This is a genomic window from Cypionkella sp., assembly GCF_034376685.1.
Taxonomy (GTDB): Bacteria; Pseudomonadota; Alphaproteobacteria; order Rhodobacterales; family Rhodobacteraceae; genus Cypionkella.
Genome location: NZ_JAXMJJ010000094.1, coordinates 138,179 through 152,723 on the forward strand (window position 1 = coordinate 138,179; position 14,545 = coordinate 152,723).

Consider the following 14,545-nt stretch of genomic DNA (forward strand, 5'->3'; position numbering starts at 1 on the left):
GCTGTAATGTGGCAGTCTTGATCCACGAACTGCCCCCGATCAGAGGGGTGGACGCTGAGGCTATGCAGATGATCCAGACTCAATCCCGCCCCGCTCTTGGTGGCATGTTGTTTTTCATGGCCACGTTCACTTTGGGCAGTTATTTCGCCTTCGCCGCCATTCAGGGCGATTACGGTGTGTTCCGCCGGGTGCAGATCAATGCCGAGGCGGCGGATCTGCGCATTGAGCGGGATCAGTTGCGGGCCGAACTGGCGCGGACGCAGAATTTGACCCGGCGGCTGTCGGATGATTATCTCGACATTGACCTGCTGGATGAACAGTTGCGCGATGTGCTGGGCTATCTGCGGTCAGATGAGGTCGTGATCCGCTAGCGCATGGTGCGTGAAATCACCCACCCTACATTTCGGATTTTCTGATAAGCTGAGTTGGTTGGGGCGTTGCATGCCTCCGGCGGGAGTATTTTCAAAAGAGCAAATTCAAGCGAGTTTGCTCGGTTGAGTTTTGCATGGCTGCCCTGCCCCACAAAACCCGCTACATTTTCTGTTTTGCGTTATTTCTCCGATGCGGTATAGATGGTTTAACACTAAACTATCTTAACAGCGTGACGGGAGGATGCCGACTTGGCTGCGAAAAAAGCCCCAGAGAAATCAAACGTCTCGAAGGATGAACTGCTAAAGTTCTACCGCGAGATGCTGCTGATCCGCCGATTCGAGGAAAAGGCCGGTCAGCTGTATGGCATGGGTCTGATCGGGGGGTTCTGTCACCTCTATATCGGGCAAGAAGCGGTGGTTGTCGGCCTTGAGGCCTGCACCAAGGAAGGCGACAAGCGGATCACCAGCTATCGCGACCACGGCCATATGCTGGCCTGCGGCATGGATGCCAATGGCGTGATGGCCGAGTTGACGGGCCGCGAGGGTGGCTATTCGCGCGGCAAAGGCGGCTCGATGCATATGTTCAGCCGGGAAAAGCATTTCTACGGCGGGCATGGTATTGTCGGCGCGCAGGTGCCTTTGGGCGCGGGCTTGGCCTTCGCGGATAAGTACAAGGGCAATGACAATGTGACCTTCACCTATTTTGGCGACGGTGCGGCGAACCAGGGCCAAGTCTATGAGACCTATAACATGGCGGAGCTTTGGGCGCTGCCGGTGATTTTTGTCATTGAGAACAACCACTACGCGATGGGCACGTCGCAGGCGCGCTCGACCAAATCCGAGACCCTGTTCGGGCGCGGTCTGGCTTACGGCATTCCGGGCGAGCAGGTTGACGGCATGGATGTGCTGGCGGTGCAGGCAGCGGGGGCCAAGGCCGTGGCGCATTGCCGGGCGGGCAAAGGGCCGTATATCCTTGAGATGATGACCTACCGCTATCGCGGCCATTCGATGTCGGACCCGGCGAAATATCGCACCCGCGAAGAGGTTGAGAAGATGAAATCCGAGAAGGATGCCATCGAACATGTGCGCGATCTGCTGTTGAATGCTGGGCTGTCCTCGGACGAGGACCTGAAAGCCATCGACAAAGAGATCAAGGAAGTTGTGAACGCCTCGGCTGAATTCGCCAAGGCAAGCCCGGAGCCCGCACTGAGCGAGCTTTGGACTGATATCTACGCCTGAGGGGGGAAATCATGGCAGTTGAAGTATTGATGCCGGCGCTTTCTCCGACGATGGAAGAAGGCACTTTGGCGAAGTGGATGGTCAAGGAAGGCGATGTGGTCAAATCCGGCCAGATCATCGCTGAAATTGAAACCGACAAGGCGACGATGGAGTTTGAGGCGGTGGATGAAGGCATTGTTGGCCGGATTCTGGTGGCTGAGGGCACCTCGGGCGTCAAGGTGAACACGGCGATCATGGTATTGGTCGAGGCTGGCGAGTCGGCGGATGCCGCGCCTGCCCCGGTGGCTGCACCTGCGGCCCCGGTCGCAGCGGTTGCGGCAGTGGCCCCGGCGGCGGCGGTTGCTGCCCCGGTGGCGGTGGTGTCAAAAGCTTCGGCGGATTGGCCGGACGGCACACCGATGAAGACGATGACGGTGCGCGAGGCATTGCGCGAAGCGATGGCCGAAGAGATGCGCGGCAATCCGAACGTGATGCTGATGGGCGAGGAAGTCGGCGAGTATCAGGGCGCTTACAAGATCTCCCAAGGTCTGCTGGACGAGTTTGGCCCGAAGCGCGTGGTCGACACGCCGATCACCGAGATGGGCTTTACCGGCATCGCGGTGGGGGCTGCCTGGGGCGGTCTGAACCCGATTGTCGAGTTCATGACGTTTAACTTCGCGCTGCAAGCCATTGACCACATTCTAAATTCGGCAGCGAAGACCAATTACATGTCCGGCGGCCAGCTTGGCTGCCCGATTGTGTTCCGTGGGGCCAATGGTGCTGCGGCGCGGGTTGGCGCGCAGCATTCTCAGGATTTCGCGGCATGGTATGCGGCGATTCCGGGGCTGAAAGTGGTGATGCCCTATTCGGCGGCGGATGCGAAGGGCTTGCTGAAACAGGCCATTCGCGATCCGAACCCAGTTGTCTTCCTTGAGAACGAGATCCTCTATGGGCAATCGTTTGAAGTGCCGGATCTTCCCGATTTCACCATTCCGTTCGGCAAGGCGCGGATCTGGCGTGAAGGCACCGATGTGACCATCGTGTCGTTCAGCATTGGCATGAAGTATGCGCTGGAAGCCGCTGATTTGCTTGCGAAAGACGGTATTTCGGCAGAGGTGATTGATCTGCGCACGTTGCGCCCGATTGATTACGATACGGTGCTGGCCTCGGTGCAGAAAACCAATCGCTGCGTGACGGTGGAAGAGGGCTTCCCGGTCGGCTCGATTGGCGACCATCTGGCCAGCACGATCATGCAGCGGGCGTTTGATTATCTGGACGCGCCAGTGGTGACGTGCACCGGCAAAGACGTGCCGATGCCCTATGCGGCCAACCTTGAAAAGCTGGCGCTGGTGACGACCGCCGATGTGGTCGCTGCCGTTAAATCCGTTTGCTACCGCTAAGGAGGGGATGATGGCGATTGAAATTCTGATGCCCGCACTTTCTCCGACGATGGAGGAAGGCACCCTTGCCAAGTGGCTGGTCAAGGAAGGCGATGTGGTCAAATCAGGCCAGATCCTTGCCGAGATCGAGACGGACAAGGCGACGATGGAGTTTGAGGCAGTGGATGAAGGCGTGATTGGCCGGATTCTGGTGGCCGAGGGTACCTCTGGGGTCAAGGTGAACACGGCGATTGCGGTGCTGCTGGAGGATGGCGAAAGCGCTGATGCGGCACCTGCCCCGGCTAAAGCGGCGGCACCTGTAGCGGTTGCTGCACCTGCACCTGCTGCTGCGGCGGCAGCGCCAGCTGCTCCTGCTGCCGCAGCTCCGAAAGCTGCCGGCGCGCGGGTGTTTGCATCGCCGTTGGCGCGGCGGATTGCGGCGGAGAAGGGTCTCGATCTGGCTTCGGTTCAAGGCTCGGGTCCGCATGGCCGGATTGTGCGGGCGGATGTTGAAGGGGCGAAGGCGGCTGTTGCTGCTCCGGTCGCTGCGGCGGCACCTGTGGCCGAGGCGAAGGTGGCCTCAGCCCCGGCGATGGCTGCTGGGCCTTCGACCGAAACCGTGCTGAAAACCTACGCGGATCGGCCGTTTACTGAAGTGAAGCTGGATGGGATGCGCAAGACGATTGCGGCGCGTCTGACCGAGGCCAAGCAGACCGTGCCGCATTTCTATCTGCGCCGCGATATCGAGCTAGATGCGCTGATGGCGTTCCGGGCCGAGCTGAATGCCAAGCTGGAAGGCCGGGGTGTGAAGCTGTCGGTAAATGACTTCGTGATCAAGGCTTGCGCTTTGGCCTTGCAGCAGGTGCCAGCGGCGAATGCGGTTTGGGCTGGGGATCGTGTGTTGCAGTTCAAGAAGTCGGATGTAGCCGTGGCCGTGGCGATTGAGGGCGGGCTGTTTACGCCGGTGCTGAAAGATGCGGAAGCCAAGTCTTTGTCGGCCTTGTCGGCAGAGATGAAGGATCTGGCGAAGCGCGCGCGGGATCGGAAACTGGCCCCGCATGAATATCAGGGCGGCAGCTTTGCGATCTCGAACCTCGGGATGTTCGGCATTGATAACTTCGATGCGATCATCAACCCGCCGCATGCTGCAATTCTGGCAGTGGGCGCGGGTGTGGCCAAGGCGATCATCAAGGATGGCGCAGTGGTGGTTGGCACGGTGATGTCGGTGACATTGTCGGTGGATCACCGGGTGATCGACGGCGCTTTGGGCGCGTTGTTGGTGAACGCGATCAAGGACAATCTGGAAAATCCGCTGGCAATGCTGGCGTAAGGACTGGAATGCAAAAAAGGCCCCCGAGAGCGATCTCGGGGGCCTTTTTGTTTGGACTGAACGGCTTAGATTTCGTCGTTGATCAGCTGATCCATTGTGACCGAGGGCTGTGAGCAACCTGCTTCGCCGATCACCCGAGCGGGCACGCCTGCGACAGTGGTGTTATGCGGCACGTCGTGCAGAACGACCGAACCGGCGGCGATGCGCGAGCAGTGACCGACGTGGATATTGCCCAGCACTTTAGCCCCTGCCCCGATCATCACGCCGTCGCCGATCTTCGGATGACGGTCGCCGTCTTCCTTGCCGGTGCCGCCCAAGGTGACGGAATGCAGCATTGAGACGTTATCGCCAACCACGGCGGTTTCGCCGATCACGATGGAATGGGCGTGGTCGATCATGATGCCCTTGCCGACACGGGCGGCGGGATGAATATCAACGCCAAAGACTTCCGAGACGCGCATCTGCACGAAATAGGCCATGTCCTTGCGGCCATTCTGCCAAAGCCAATGGCCGATGCGATAGGCCTGGATCGCCTGATAGCCCTTGAAGAACAGGATCGGCTGGATGAAACGCAGGCAGGCCGGGTCACGATCAAACACCGCCGTCACATCGGCGCGGGCGGATTGGCCGAGTTCGGGGTCGGAGGCATAGGCCTCATCGGCGATTTCGCGCAGGATTTGCTCGGACATCTCACCGGACGCCAGCTTCAGCGAAAAGCGGTAGGCAAGCGCGCGTTCCAGGCTGGGATGGTGGAGCAGGCTGGAGTGGATCAGGCCACCAAGCAGCGGCTCGGCCCGGACCATATCGAAAGCCTCTTCGCGCACGCGGCGCCAAACGGGATCCAGAGGGCTGATCTTAGCGCTGGTTTCGGCCATGATGTATCTCCTGCTGGCAGAGAGATTAGCATATGGCGTTCGTTTGCAAAAGTGCCAAGGGGGATTTTGCTATTTCGTCTGGGCGCGATGCTTGCGGACGGCAAGCTGGCTGGCGACGAGGGCAAGCGCGGATAGGAAATGCGCGGACTGCAGGCCGAGTTGGCGAGGCCCGGCTTCGGCGCGGGCGCGTGCCATCAGGCTGCCGTTGCCCCAGAGCGGATGGGCCCTGCCAAAGCGTTTGGCGTAGCGGTGTGCTGCATCGGCCTGATCCAGCAATCGGTTAATCAAGGCGAATTGCTTCACGGGTGGCGAGCCTGCAAGCAATGCCGCAGCCTCGATAAGATCACCGGGAAGGCAGCGCCGCATGCTCAGAGCGTGGTTTGCGTGGTGACGAACGGTCCGTTGCCATAGCGTTGCGAGACTTGGGCGACAGCAATCGTGACAGTTCCGCTGGCCCCATCGGCTGTTTGCATCGTGGAGGTGTAGCTGAAGCCCGGTGCGGTGGTGGTGGCTTCCCGCAAGAGCGTCGCGCCTTGGCTTATTCTGAGCGTGTATAGCTCGGTATCTTCCCCCAAGGGCACCTCCAGCGACTGCCAGCTATCGCCGTCGATGCGGGTGCGTCGCAACCATTGCAGATCAAGGGTGCCGCTGGTTTGCCGAACCGCTTGCAGATGCGAGACCGGATAGGGCCGCAACCCCGTGCCGTTAAAGCTTTCGGTTCGCAAAACGCTCGCGTTGTTCTCGTAGCCCCTGTCAGCAGGACCAAAGCGATAGAACCGCGGCAGGCCACGGGCAGACAATGGCAGGCTGATCTGCTGCACCGCTTCGTTGAGCAGCACGAAAGTGCTGCCCTCGTGCCAAGTCGGTGGCATCATACCATCGCTGCCAGCCTGTCCGCGCAGGCGCAGCGAGATGTCATAGGTATTGGGCGCGACAAGCACGGCATTGGCAAACTGGAAAACCTCCCAGTTTTCCGGACTGCCATCCCCTATGGCTGCCACATTGGCCCCCGAGAGCACAGAGAGATTGCTGACCGAGGACAGCGCACCGTGTTCAATGCGGACGCGCAAGCTGGGGCCTCGATCCCACAGCCCTGTCTTGGCCGCATTCAGCGCAGTTTCCGTCACCCCGATGATCGCAGATTGGGTCAAGGTGGTGTTGAGGCTATAGCTGTCATCTGAAATCGAGCTCCACACCGCCACATCGCCGGGCCACGGCGCGGCTGCAACGCAGACATGCGGCGCATATTCGATCTCGGTGCCTTTCAGCAGCGGCAGGTCCAGAAACAGCGGATAGACCGGAACCGTGGCGAGAAAAGGCACCCAACCGCGCGTGGGCACACTGGTTTCGGCGGGCTGGTAGACATTCGGATCGACGCGAACCGCATCAATGGTTTGCAACTCGGACAGTTCGGCGCGATCAATGCGATAAAGCTCGCCTGCGATATTGATTGTGTCGCCGACACCGAGCGCAAGCTGCGATTTCGGCAAAGCAAAGCGTGCGCTATCGCGTGAAACCCGTGTTTCAGCCATCCAGCGTTCGGCAATCGCGGTGGCTTCTGCGGCGGTTAATGTCAGCGGCAATTCGGATTGTTGCACCACATCGCCAGCGCGATCCGGAAAAGTCGCGGAAACCGTAGAGATGGCGAAATCGGTTTCAGCCTCGTTGAAGGTCAGGCGAATATGCTCTGGGGTTTCGATGTCTGCGCTGCGGCTGCGCTCGATGCTGCCGTCAATTTCGCTGGAAACCGCGAAGGCATCGGTGGCAATGGTATGCGCGTTCAGGGCGGTGCGGGACTGAAAGCGCAAACTGCCTTCCCGTTCAACCACATCGGTGGGAAACGCCAGCAGCAACGGTTGCAGGGCGGCGCGGGCCGAAGCCACATCCGAAATGCTGTAGCCACGCACGATGCCACGGGCGTCTTTCAGATCAACACTCTGCATGCCCGTCTGCTCACAAATGTCAGCGATCACAGCGGCCAGAGGCTCGTTGGACGCGCGGCCATTCAACCAATGCCCCTTGTCATAGTTTGTGGCATCCGACCACAGGGCGGCATTGCCGGGGAACGTCGGGAACGGCCGTGCGTCCCAGGCCCAGGCCAGAGAATTGTCGAAGTCGACCATCCGACCCGCGTAGAGGAAGGCGTCGGGGTTAGTTTGCGGATCGGTCCAGTAGCCATGCATCGCCTGATAGTAAGACAGTTGCAGAAGATCATCCCGCAAGCCGTTTGAGTGTTTCGGCAACGCAGATTCCGAGGATTTCGGGTCAAGAAAGACATTCGGCTGGTTGGTGCCCTTGTCCACCGCCGCGCAGCCGTATTCGGTGAATCGGATCGGTTTGGAGCCCGCAACCCAAGCCGTCGGAGTTTCTACCCGCGTGCCCGAGATGCGTTCGTGATGCGAGCTGGACCACCAACCGCGCAGATCCTTGTAGCGGTAGACCCAAGGCTCATCATAAGCGCCGTCGGTGATCGGGGTGCGGATTTGGGCGGCCTCATCGATGGGCGAGGCATAATACCAATCATAGCCCTCACCGCCCGCGACATTGCTACGCAGATAGGCCGGATTGTGGATATCGCCCCAAGGCGCGTCCTGATGCGCCTCACCATCGCGCCAATCGGAAAGCGGCATGTAGTTGTCGATGCCGATGAAATCGATGGCGGAGTCTGACCAAAGTGGGTCGAGGTGAAAATACACATTATCCGCGCTGTGGTAGCCGAAATACTCGGACCAATCGGCGGCGTAGGTGATTTTTGCGTCGGGGCCGAGGATGGCTTTCACCTCGGCAGCCAGTTGGCGCAACGCGGTGACGGTGGGAAAACTGTCAGCGGCGGCGCGAATTTGGGTAAGGCTGCGCAACTCGGTCCCGACACAGAAGGCGGCGACGCCGCCGGCGGCTTTGCAGAGATGCGCGTAGTGCAGGATGAAGCGGCGATAGCTCCACTCGCTCGGGCCGGAATAGTTCACCGCCTCGCCAGCGATGGTGAAATGCGACGGTGCAACTGTGCCAAAGAACGCCGCGACCTCGGCGCTGGCGGCGGCGGTGCGGTCGGCGCTGCCAAGCTGCCCCGGCGCATTGTTCAGTGTGATCCGCCCGCGCCAAGGCAAGACGGGCTGCGAGGCGGCATCGCTCCACGGATCAGGCAGGCTGTTGAGCGGTAGCTGATCCATCAGGATGAACGGATAGAACGTAATCGACCTGCCCGCCGCATTCAGAGCCTTGATCGCCTCGACCACCGATTGATCGGCAGGCGTGCCGCCATAGACCGTGGCACCCGCCAGTTTCGGTAACTCTTGCGCCGCAGAGCGTGTCAGACCAGAGACGTGCCAAGGCATCGGCTGGCCGTCATGCTGTTTCTGTTCGACTTTGGGCTGAACAAGGCAGGAGGCACAGCGCAGATCATTGCCAAACCACGAGACCACCAAAGACACGCCGCTCGCGTTGGGAAGTTCTTCGGACAGCTGTTCCAGCGAAGAGGAAAAATCGGTCTTGCCGGTCGCCGAATTGACGTTGGCAGAGCGGTTGCTACCCCGACCGTGAGAATAGTGCACCGGCGTGGTGGCCAACGCATATTCGCCGGTGCCGGGGATCAGGCACACGCCGGGAATGATCTTTGACAGTCCGGGAAAGGCCTTTGCGGCTGCCCCCTGCGCTGACCGTACAACCTCGAACGAGAATTGTGGGACACGGTTGCCAAACCGCGCCAGATCGAGGTTCTCGATCACGACATAGGCAATGCCACGATAGCTGGGGGCATTGCCGCTGCCTTCAACCGCTTCGATCTTCGGATCAGGCAGTTGCGCCTCATCACCTTTGTAGAGCCGCAAGTTCAGGCTTTCGGGCTCGATCTCATTGCCATCGGCCCAGATCCGGCCAACTCGGGTGATTTCGCCCTCGCACAGCGCAATCGCCAGACTGACCGAATAGCTGTAGCTTTTGCTGGAAGGCTTGGGCGTGCCCTTGCCGCCGCCAGAATGCGCGACGTTTTCCTGAAATCGGCTGGCCCAGATCACCTGGCCCGGAACCCGCACCCTGCCCCAAATCCGTGGAATTGCCCCGCCTTCACTGGCCCCCATCACACGGAAGCGATCAACCCGACCAACTTCGACGGCCTCCGAACCCGCACCCAACAGTTTCTGGTCGATCACCCGCCCCAGTGTGGCGCCAATGGCACGCCCTATCACCACGCCCGACAGGCCCAGAACCGTGCCACCAAAACCAGCCCCGAGTGAGGCACCAACAGCGGATAAGAGGATCGTGGCCATGTTCAGGCTCCTGCAGGGAATTCAAATCGCGCGGCGATCTTGCGCCGCCACGGATCGCTCAGCGCTGTTTCCACAACGCCGTGGCCGGTATAGGCATGGATAAAGCTTGCCGCTGCACCGATCCGGGCCGCGATGCCAAGATGCTTAGCCACAGCCCCTGATCGCATCCGAAACAGCAAAACATCACCCGGCGCTTCGTCGGCAGGGTCTTTCTCGTTCAGCCATCGGCGTGCGGCGGCCCACAGATCTTCGTGGCCTGAGGGTTCCGACCAATCCTGCGAATAGGCAGGGATGCTCTCGGGTTCTGCGCAGATCGCCTCACGCCAGACGCCGCGGATCAAACCCAGACAATCCGCCCCCGCACCCCTGACGCTGGCCTGATGCAGATAGGGGGTGCCGATCCAACTCTGCGCCACCCCGACGATCTGCGCGGGGATCATCGCCCAAGGCTCCCGCCGTCGTTGGCCCGCGAACTGACCGGGTAAGACGCCAGCCAATCGTCGCCCGGAATATGCGGGAACCCACGAAAATTGGCGAAGTTGGCAAATTTCGCACGGCAAGTGCTTGAGGTGCGATCGCAGCCCACCTCAAGCCGCACCTGATCGCCAATTGCGATCTGCGCGCTCAGCTCATGCCAAAGATCAACCACGCGCTGCCCGTTCTGCAGACGATCAAACTTGATCACCCCGACTAGGCCCGCGGCATCCCCCGAGGTCACCACAAACCGCCCTCGCTCAAACCAGCGATCCGAAAAACCCGTCAGGCCGTCGAAGATGCAGCGATGCAGATCATCAAAGCCAGAAATGCTGGTGTCCGCAAAATTTCCCGCCGCAGCGAGATCGACCGTGCAGCGCGCATCCCCCAGCACAGCCGTGCAGTTGCGCTGAAAAATCCGGCCCTGCGCTTGGTTCAGCTTGTCGGTCAGACCGCGCAATTCGGCTTTGAACGCACCGCCCGCGCGGCTGATCTCGCCCAGATTGCCACGGAACTGTTCGATGCGCTGGGTTGCGTCGGCCCAATTCACCAACCAGGCCCGCACTTCAGCACCGTCAAAGCGGCCCGCGATCAGATCGACCTCTTCTACCGCCGCATCCGATAACGCCCCAACGGTTTCCGAGTTGTCCACGGCCATACCCGTGGTCTGCTGCAAAGTCCGCGCCGTCATTCCCGAACTGGCTTTGAAAACATGGCCCTCAAAACTCAGATCGCGGTCATGGTCGGTGAAGCCAAATTGCACTCCGTCCTTGCGCGAAACCAGCCAAGCGCGACATACCGTTGTCACGCCCTGCCCCAGATGATCCAGCAAGTCCTGCCGCGCGCTCATACCCGCACCTCGACAATCGGCACGTTGGGCACATCGCCCGCACGGAACGAGGCCACCGAGGTCTTGATCACATCCGCATCAAAGCGCACCGGGACATCGAATTCATACCCCGCCGTGATCAAGGCGCCAATATCGGGCGGGTTGGCAAAACTGACGATGCCATTGGCCGCATCAACACTGAACTCGACGCCTTCCACTTTCGGATCATTGGCAATCGCCACGATCACCGTGCCCGCCACCGGCTTGGCAATCGGGCGGACATAGCTTGCAGTGCCGGAAAGATAGGTTTTTTTCAACTGAAACAGCAGCGTCAAACCGTCGCCTGTGCCGATCAACTGGTCCGTCGCAGCAATGCCTTGATTGGCCCCGCAGGATTTGTAATCCGACCAATCTTTCCAGCGAAACGCATGCAACCGCGCCCGCCGTGCCTCAAAAAACGCCAGCAGCGCATCGACATCCTCAAGGCTGCGTAGACCAAACCCCGCATCATAGCGGCGGCGAGAATGCTCCCACGGCGTGTTGCGCTCTTCAAAGCCATTGGCGAGGGTGACGATCTCGGTCAAACGCTCTGGCCCCCCTTGGGAACCGAAGCTGACACTTGCCGGAAACCTGATTTCATGAAACGCCATGTTTTCCCTCACCGATTTCTCTGGCCGCGTGACAACATCCGCTGCGCCTGGGCTGCAATCTGGCTTTGACTGCGTTGAAAGCCTTGCACGTCCGGCGTCGTGATATTCATCACCACCGTCACGCCGCGCCCACCACCCGAAGCCTGCACCCCCAGCCGACCATCGGCCCCGCGCGCCAAAGGCATGATGGCTTCCGGTCCCGCCTCGCCCATCAGGCCGCGCCCGTCCCGCATCGCAAAAGAAGTCGCTGACGCAACCACGCCGCCTTTTGCAAACGGCATCACCCGGCCTTGGCTGAAGCTGCCGCCCTTTTCGAACGGCATCAAACCACCCATCAGACCGCTCAACCCCGAGGCAATCGCACCGCCCAACGCGTTCTGCACGGGCTTCATGGCAATGCCATAGACGGTGTTGATCATCGACTTCGCGATCATATTCAGCGCATCCGACAGCTTGGCGCCGTCAAACACCAACCCGTCAAAGGCCCTGCGCAAGCCGCCGCCAATGCCATTGGACAGCACATTCACCTCACGCCCGGTGAACACCAAACTGTCGCGCATCCGCGAAAGCTCGCCTTCAAAGGCACCAACCATGCCCGTTGTGCCGCCAAGCGTGCTTTCAAGCGCCGCAATCTGATCAGCCAAGTCCTGCACCGTCGCCATCGCTCACCCCATTTCGCAAATCCGGATACGCTGCCGCCAGCTCTTCCAGCCGCGCCCGCGTCAGAGGGGGCGTCATTGCCTCGGCCCCCAGCATGATCCTCAGTTCGATGGGCGAGAGCCCCCAGAACACCTGTGGTGTCAGACGCAACTCTCCCATTCCGGCCCGCATCAGGCCCGGCCAGTCGATCCGGGTCATCCTTCGCCCGGCAGCGCGAAGGCGCGCGCCAGCAACTCCGCCGCCGCCCGCGCCGCTTCGATCGGGCCACCCCCGATCTCGACCGTGCGCAGGTGTTCCGCCGAGCCTTGCCAGCCGCCACCGCGCAGCCCTGCCACGATCAACGCCAGCACATCGCGGGTCGAGACCTTGCCGGATTCGAAGCGCTCGACCATCTCAACCAGTGATCCGGCTTCCGTTGCGGCCTCCAGCTCAGCCAAAGCCCCCAGCGTCAGCTTGGCAACATGGGCAACGCCATCCAGCCAGATCGCCACTTCCCCGGCATAAGCATTCGCCATCAGAGAGCCGTGAAGATCAAAGCGCCTGCCGAGGCAAGGGTCATCTCATACGTCGCCTCACCGTTATGGCTGCCGGCATACTCGATCGCGGTGATCTGGAACGCCCCTTCCACCACACCAAAGCTGGGGATCACCACCTGAAACAGCGGCATCTCGGCATCGAAGAAAATTTGCCGCGCCCGCGCATCGGTGCTGTCATCGCGAAACACCCCCGAGCCGGAAATAGAGGCCGTCTTCACCCCAGCCCCCGCCAGCAATTCACGCCAACCTCCCGCGCTTTCCAGCGACGTCACATCGACGGTTTCGGCGTTGAAACTGATCCGCGTCGCCCGCAGCCCCGCCACCGTCACAAAGCTGCCATCGCCCACCATATCGACCTTGATCAGCAAGTCTTTGCCGTTCTGCACTGCCATAGCCATCTCCTAAAGCTGCCCCGCAGGGCCATTATTTCAAAGCTCGATCCGCGCCCGAAAGGTCATATCAATCCGCCGCGATGCGCCCTCATCCAACCGCCGCGCTGTGGCCCGCAGAAAGCTGATCGAGACCAAACGGCCCGTGGTCAGCACCAAAGCCGCATCGACCAGCGCCGCCGACACCGCACCCGCCACATCCTTGGCCGCCAGAAACCCGGCCGCATCACTGATCACCGCGACCTCAAAGCGATGCTCCGCCCCGCCGCCAGACTTGTCCGATTGATCAACCACCTGCTCTGGCCCGATCAGCACAAAGGTGCCAAGCGCTGCCCCCGGTGGCACCGCATCAACAATGCTGACCCCCGCCAGTGCCGGAAATCCCGAAAGCCGGTCGTATACAGCCGCCTGAAGCGCTGCCGCTGCCTGATAACTCATGCCGGAACCTCCTCGCGTGCAAAGCAGGTCAGATAGCGCGCGTCCTGATCATGCTCGGTCACCGCCAGAAGGGTGAACACGCGGCTGCCATCGCGCAGCCGTTGCTCCGGTTTCGGTCGCCGCGCCGCCCCAACCGGAGCCCCCCGCACGATGATTTTGTAAGGCACCGCAGCCAACACCACCTCAATCCCCGCCAGTTCTCGGCCAGATCCCGGCAAAACCTCGCCCCAAAGCGTGCCCAAAACCACCCAGGCCGCCGTAAACCCGCCCGCGCCATCGGCCACATTCTGCGGCGCTTCCAGCACCAGCTTGCGCGTCAACCGCACACCGCTCATGCCGCACCTCCGCCCAGCACGCGCACCGTGCGCCAGCGTTCGATCAACGCCTGCACCGCCAGCGGCAGACCCGCCACGCGCTGGCCCAGATCATGCCGGTTCTCGTAAAACTCCGACGCCAGCAGCAGCACCGCTTGCGCCAGATCCGCCGGAACCGAGGCCCAAGCCACCCCAAAGCCCGCGTCAAACACCACCTCTGCCCGGCCGTCCGTCGGCACCACAGGCAACAAAATCCCTGCCGCGATCAGCTTCGGGCGATGCGTGTCCTGCATCAGCCGATAGCGATCCGCCTGGACCACGGACTCGACCGCATTCACATCCACCAGCGTCACCGACACCAGCGCCGTCACCGGAGCCACCGGCAATGCCTGCTCGCCGTTCTGCCGCCAATCCTGCAAGCTCAGCTTGAACCGCCGGGCCAACAGCACCTTGCCGATCCGCCCTTCGATCACCGCCATCGCCGCGCGCAGATAGCCCTCGATCAGCCCGTCCTGCATCCCGTCGTCACTGAACCCAGACCCCAACCGCAGATGATCCTTCAGCGCCTGCACCGGCAAAGCGCCTGCGGCCACGCTGGTGATTTCCGTCAACATCATCGTCAAATCCCTTCCTTGCCCAAACCACGCCCCGAACGGCTAAGGACGCGCACCCCGCACCGCTCGAACGGAGGGGAGCAGCTAGACGGCGCGGCCTTGCGGCGCGCGTCCAATACCCGGCCCTCGAAAGGACCGGGCAGTCATCGCAGGATCAGGAGACCGCGATTTTCAGCAGTTTGATCGCTGCAAAGTCGGTGACA

The 14,545-nt window shown here is 61.2% G+C and carries 17 protein-coding genes; 4 read left to right on the top strand and 13 right to left on the bottom strand.

All coding sequences use genetic code 11. The features are described from left to right. Positions 1-68: 68 nt before the first annotated feature. The 4 genes from U1A24_RS18385 (at position 69) to U1A24_RS18400 (ending at position 4,298) form a co-directional block, all read left to right on the top strand. Positions 69-371, top strand: coding sequence for an FtsB family cell division protein (locus U1A24_RS18385; RefSeq protein ID WP_322323454.1), 303 nt, complete (start codon positions 69-71; stop codon positions 369-371). Between the two features lie 249 nt (positions 372-620). Next, the gene (pdhA, locus tag U1A24_RS18390; RefSeq protein ID WP_322323433.1) at positions 621-1,610 is read left to right on the top strand and encodes a pyruvate dehydrogenase (acetyl-transferring) E1 component subunit alpha; all 990 of its coding nucleotides are present in this window, start codon (positions 621-623) and stop codon (positions 1,608-1,610) included. Between the two features lie 11 nt (positions 1,611-1,621). Beyond that, positions 1,622-2,989 (top strand): pyruvate dehydrogenase complex E1 component subunit beta, encoded by a 1,368-nt coding sequence (locus U1A24_RS18395; protein ID WP_322323434.1) that lies wholly within the window; start codon positions 1,622-1,624, stop codon positions 2,987-2,989. 10 nt (positions 2,990-2,999) lie between these two features. Continuing rightward, a complete protein-coding gene (locus tag U1A24_RS18400; protein WP_322323435.1) occupies positions 3,000-4,298 on the top strand; it encodes a pyruvate dehydrogenase complex dihydrolipoamide acetyltransferase in 1,299 nt (432 codons plus the stop codon). A gap of 65 nt (positions 4,299-4,363) precedes the next feature. On the opposite strand, the gene cysE is transcribed toward U1A24_RS18400, so the two are convergent. The 13 genes from cysE to U1A24_RS18465 form a co-directional block, all read right to left on the bottom strand. Further along, positions 4,364-5,173, bottom strand: coding sequence for a serine O-acetyltransferase (cysE, locus tag U1A24_RS18405; RefSeq protein ID WP_322323436.1), 810 nt, complete (start codon positions 5,171-5,173; stop codon positions 4,364-4,366). 69 nt (positions 5,174-5,242) lie between these two features. Then, positions 5,243-5,539, bottom strand: coding sequence for a hypothetical protein (locus U1A24_RS18410; protein WP_322323437.1), 297 nt, complete (start codon positions 5,537-5,539; stop codon positions 5,243-5,245). A gap of 2 nt (positions 5,540-5,541) precedes the next feature. After that, positions 5,542-9,438: a baseplate multidomain protein megatron gene (locus U1A24_RS18415; RefSeq protein WP_322323438.1), complete on the bottom strand. Its 3,897-nt coding sequence runs from the start codon at positions 9,436-9,438 to the stop codon at positions 5,542-5,544. 2 nt (positions 9,439-9,440) lie between these two features. After that, complete coding sequence (locus U1A24_RS18420; RefSeq protein ID WP_322323439.1) at positions 9,441-9,878, bottom strand: peptidase; 438 nt, start codon at positions 9,876-9,878, stop codon at positions 9,441-9,443. Further along, positions 9,875-10,762 carry a DUF2163 domain-containing protein gene (locus tag U1A24_RS18425; RefSeq protein WP_322323440.1) on the bottom strand — a complete coding sequence of 296 codons (888 nt, stop codon included), beginning with the start codon at positions 10,760-10,762 and terminating at the stop codon, positions 9,875-9,877. Before U1A24_RS18425 ends, U1A24_RS18420 begins: the two co-directional genes overlap by 4 nt. Further along, on the bottom strand, positions 10,759-11,391 hold the full coding sequence (locus U1A24_RS18430; protein ID WP_322323441.1) for a DUF2460 domain-containing protein: 633 nt from the start codon (positions 11,389-11,391) through the stop codon (positions 10,759-10,761). The genes U1A24_RS18425 and U1A24_RS18430 overlap by 4 nt, the downstream gene beginning before the upstream one ends. Positions 11,392-11,399: 8 nt before the next feature. Continuing rightward, positions 11,400-12,053 (bottom strand): phage tail tape measure protein, encoded by a 654-nt coding sequence (locus U1A24_RS18435; RefSeq protein ID WP_322323442.1) that lies wholly within the window; start codon positions 12,051-12,053, stop codon positions 11,400-11,402. Next, positions 12,028-12,249 carry a rcc01693 family protein gene (locus tag U1A24_RS18440; RefSeq protein WP_322323443.1) on the bottom strand — a complete coding sequence of 74 codons (222 nt, stop codon included), beginning with the start codon at positions 12,247-12,249 and terminating at the stop codon, positions 12,028-12,030. The genes U1A24_RS18435 and U1A24_RS18440 overlap by 26 nt, the downstream gene beginning before the upstream one ends. Further along, the gene (locus U1A24_RS18445; RefSeq protein WP_322323444.1) at positions 12,246-12,566 is read right to left on the bottom strand and encodes a gene transfer agent family protein; all 321 of its coding nucleotides are present in this window, start codon (positions 12,564-12,566) and stop codon (positions 12,246-12,248) included. Before U1A24_RS18445 ends, U1A24_RS18440 begins: the two co-directional genes overlap by 4 nt. Continuing rightward, positions 12,566-12,979, bottom strand: a complete 414-nt coding sequence (locus U1A24_RS18450) for a phage major tail protein, TP901-1 family (protein WP_322323445.1) — start codon at positions 12,977-12,979, stop codon at positions 12,566-12,568. Before U1A24_RS18450 ends, U1A24_RS18445 begins: the two co-directional genes overlap by 1 nt. A gap of 36 nt (positions 12,980-13,015) precedes the next feature. Beyond that, entirely contained in the window at positions 13,016-13,414 is a 399-nt protein-coding gene (locus U1A24_RS18455; protein ID WP_322323446.1) for a DUF3168 domain-containing protein, read from the bottom strand. Further along, positions 13,411-13,749 (bottom strand): head-tail adaptor protein, encoded by a 339-nt coding sequence (locus tag U1A24_RS18460; RefSeq protein WP_322323447.1) that lies wholly within the window; start codon positions 13,747-13,749, stop codon positions 13,411-13,413. Before U1A24_RS18460 ends, U1A24_RS18455 begins: the two co-directional genes overlap by 4 nt. Next, positions 13,746-14,345, bottom strand: coding sequence for a head-tail connector protein (locus tag U1A24_RS18465; RefSeq protein WP_322323448.1), 600 nt, complete (start codon positions 14,343-14,345; stop codon positions 13,746-13,748). The genes U1A24_RS18460 and U1A24_RS18465 overlap by 4 nt, the downstream gene beginning before the upstream one ends. Positions 14,346-14,545 lie beyond the last annotated feature (200 nt).

Bases quoted from the DNA above. Each gene is read 5' to 3' on its own strand.
- U1A24_RS18420 (WP_322323439.1), bottom strand. From the start codon at position 9,878: ATGATCCCCGCGCAGATCGTCGGGGTGGCGCAGAGTTGGATCGGCACC.
- U1A24_RS18415 (WP_322323438.1), bottom strand. From the start codon at position 9,438: ATGGCCACGATCCTCTTATCCGCTGTTGGTGCCTCACTCGGGGCTGGT.
- U1A24_RS18440 (WP_322323443.1), bottom strand. From the start codon at position 12,249: ATGACCCGGATCGACTGGCCGGGCCTGATGCGGGCCGGAATGGGAGAG.
- U1A24_RS18460 (WP_322323447.1), bottom strand. From the start codon at position 13,749: ATGAGCGGTGTGCGGTTGACGCGCAAGCTGGTGCTGGAAGCGCCGCAG.
- U1A24_RS18465 (WP_322323448.1), bottom strand. From the start codon at position 14,345: ATGATGTTGACGGAAATCACCAGCGTGGCCGCAGGCGCTTTGCCGGTG.
- U1A24_RS18435 (WP_322323442.1), bottom strand. From the start codon at position 12,053: ATGGCGACGGTGCAGGACTTGGCTGATCAGATTGCGGCGCTTGAAAGC.
- U1A24_RS18385 (WP_322323454.1), top strand. From the start codon at position 69: ATGATCCAGACTCAATCCCGCCCCGCTCTTGGTGGCATGTTGTTTTTC.
- U1A24_RS18425 (WP_322323440.1), bottom strand. From the start codon at position 10,762: ATGAGCGCGCGGCAGGACTTGCTGGATCATCTGGGGCAGGGCGTGACA.
- U1A24_RS18430 (WP_322323441.1), bottom strand. From the start codon at position 11,391: ATGGCGTTTCATGAAATCAGGTTTCCGGCAAGTGTCAGCTTCGGTTCC.
- U1A24_RS18410 (WP_322323437.1), bottom strand. From the start codon at position 5,539: ATGCGGCGCTGCCTTCCCGGTGATCTTATCGAGGCTGCGGCATTGCTT.
- cysE (WP_322323436.1), bottom strand. From the start codon at position 5,173: ATGGCCGAAACCAGCGCTAAGATCAGCCCTCTGGATCCCGTTTGGCGC.
- U1A24_RS18455 (WP_322323446.1), bottom strand. From the start codon at position 13,414: ATGAGTTATCAGGCAGCGGCAGCGCTTCAGGCGGCTGTATACGACCGG.
- U1A24_RS18395 (WP_322323434.1), top strand. From the start codon at position 1,622: ATGGCAGTTGAAGTATTGATGCCGGCGCTTTCTCCGACGATGGAAGAA.
- U1A24_RS18450 (WP_322323445.1), bottom strand. From the start codon at position 12,979: ATGGCAGTGCAGAACGGCAAAGACTTGCTGATCAAGGTCGATATGGTG.
- U1A24_RS18400 (WP_322323435.1), top strand. From the start codon at position 3,000: ATGGCGATTGAAATTCTGATGCCCGCACTTTCTCCGACGATGGAGGAA.
- U1A24_RS18445 (WP_322323444.1), bottom strand. From the start codon at position 12,566: ATGGCGAATGCTTATGCCGGGGAAGTGGCGATCTGGCTGGATGGCGTT.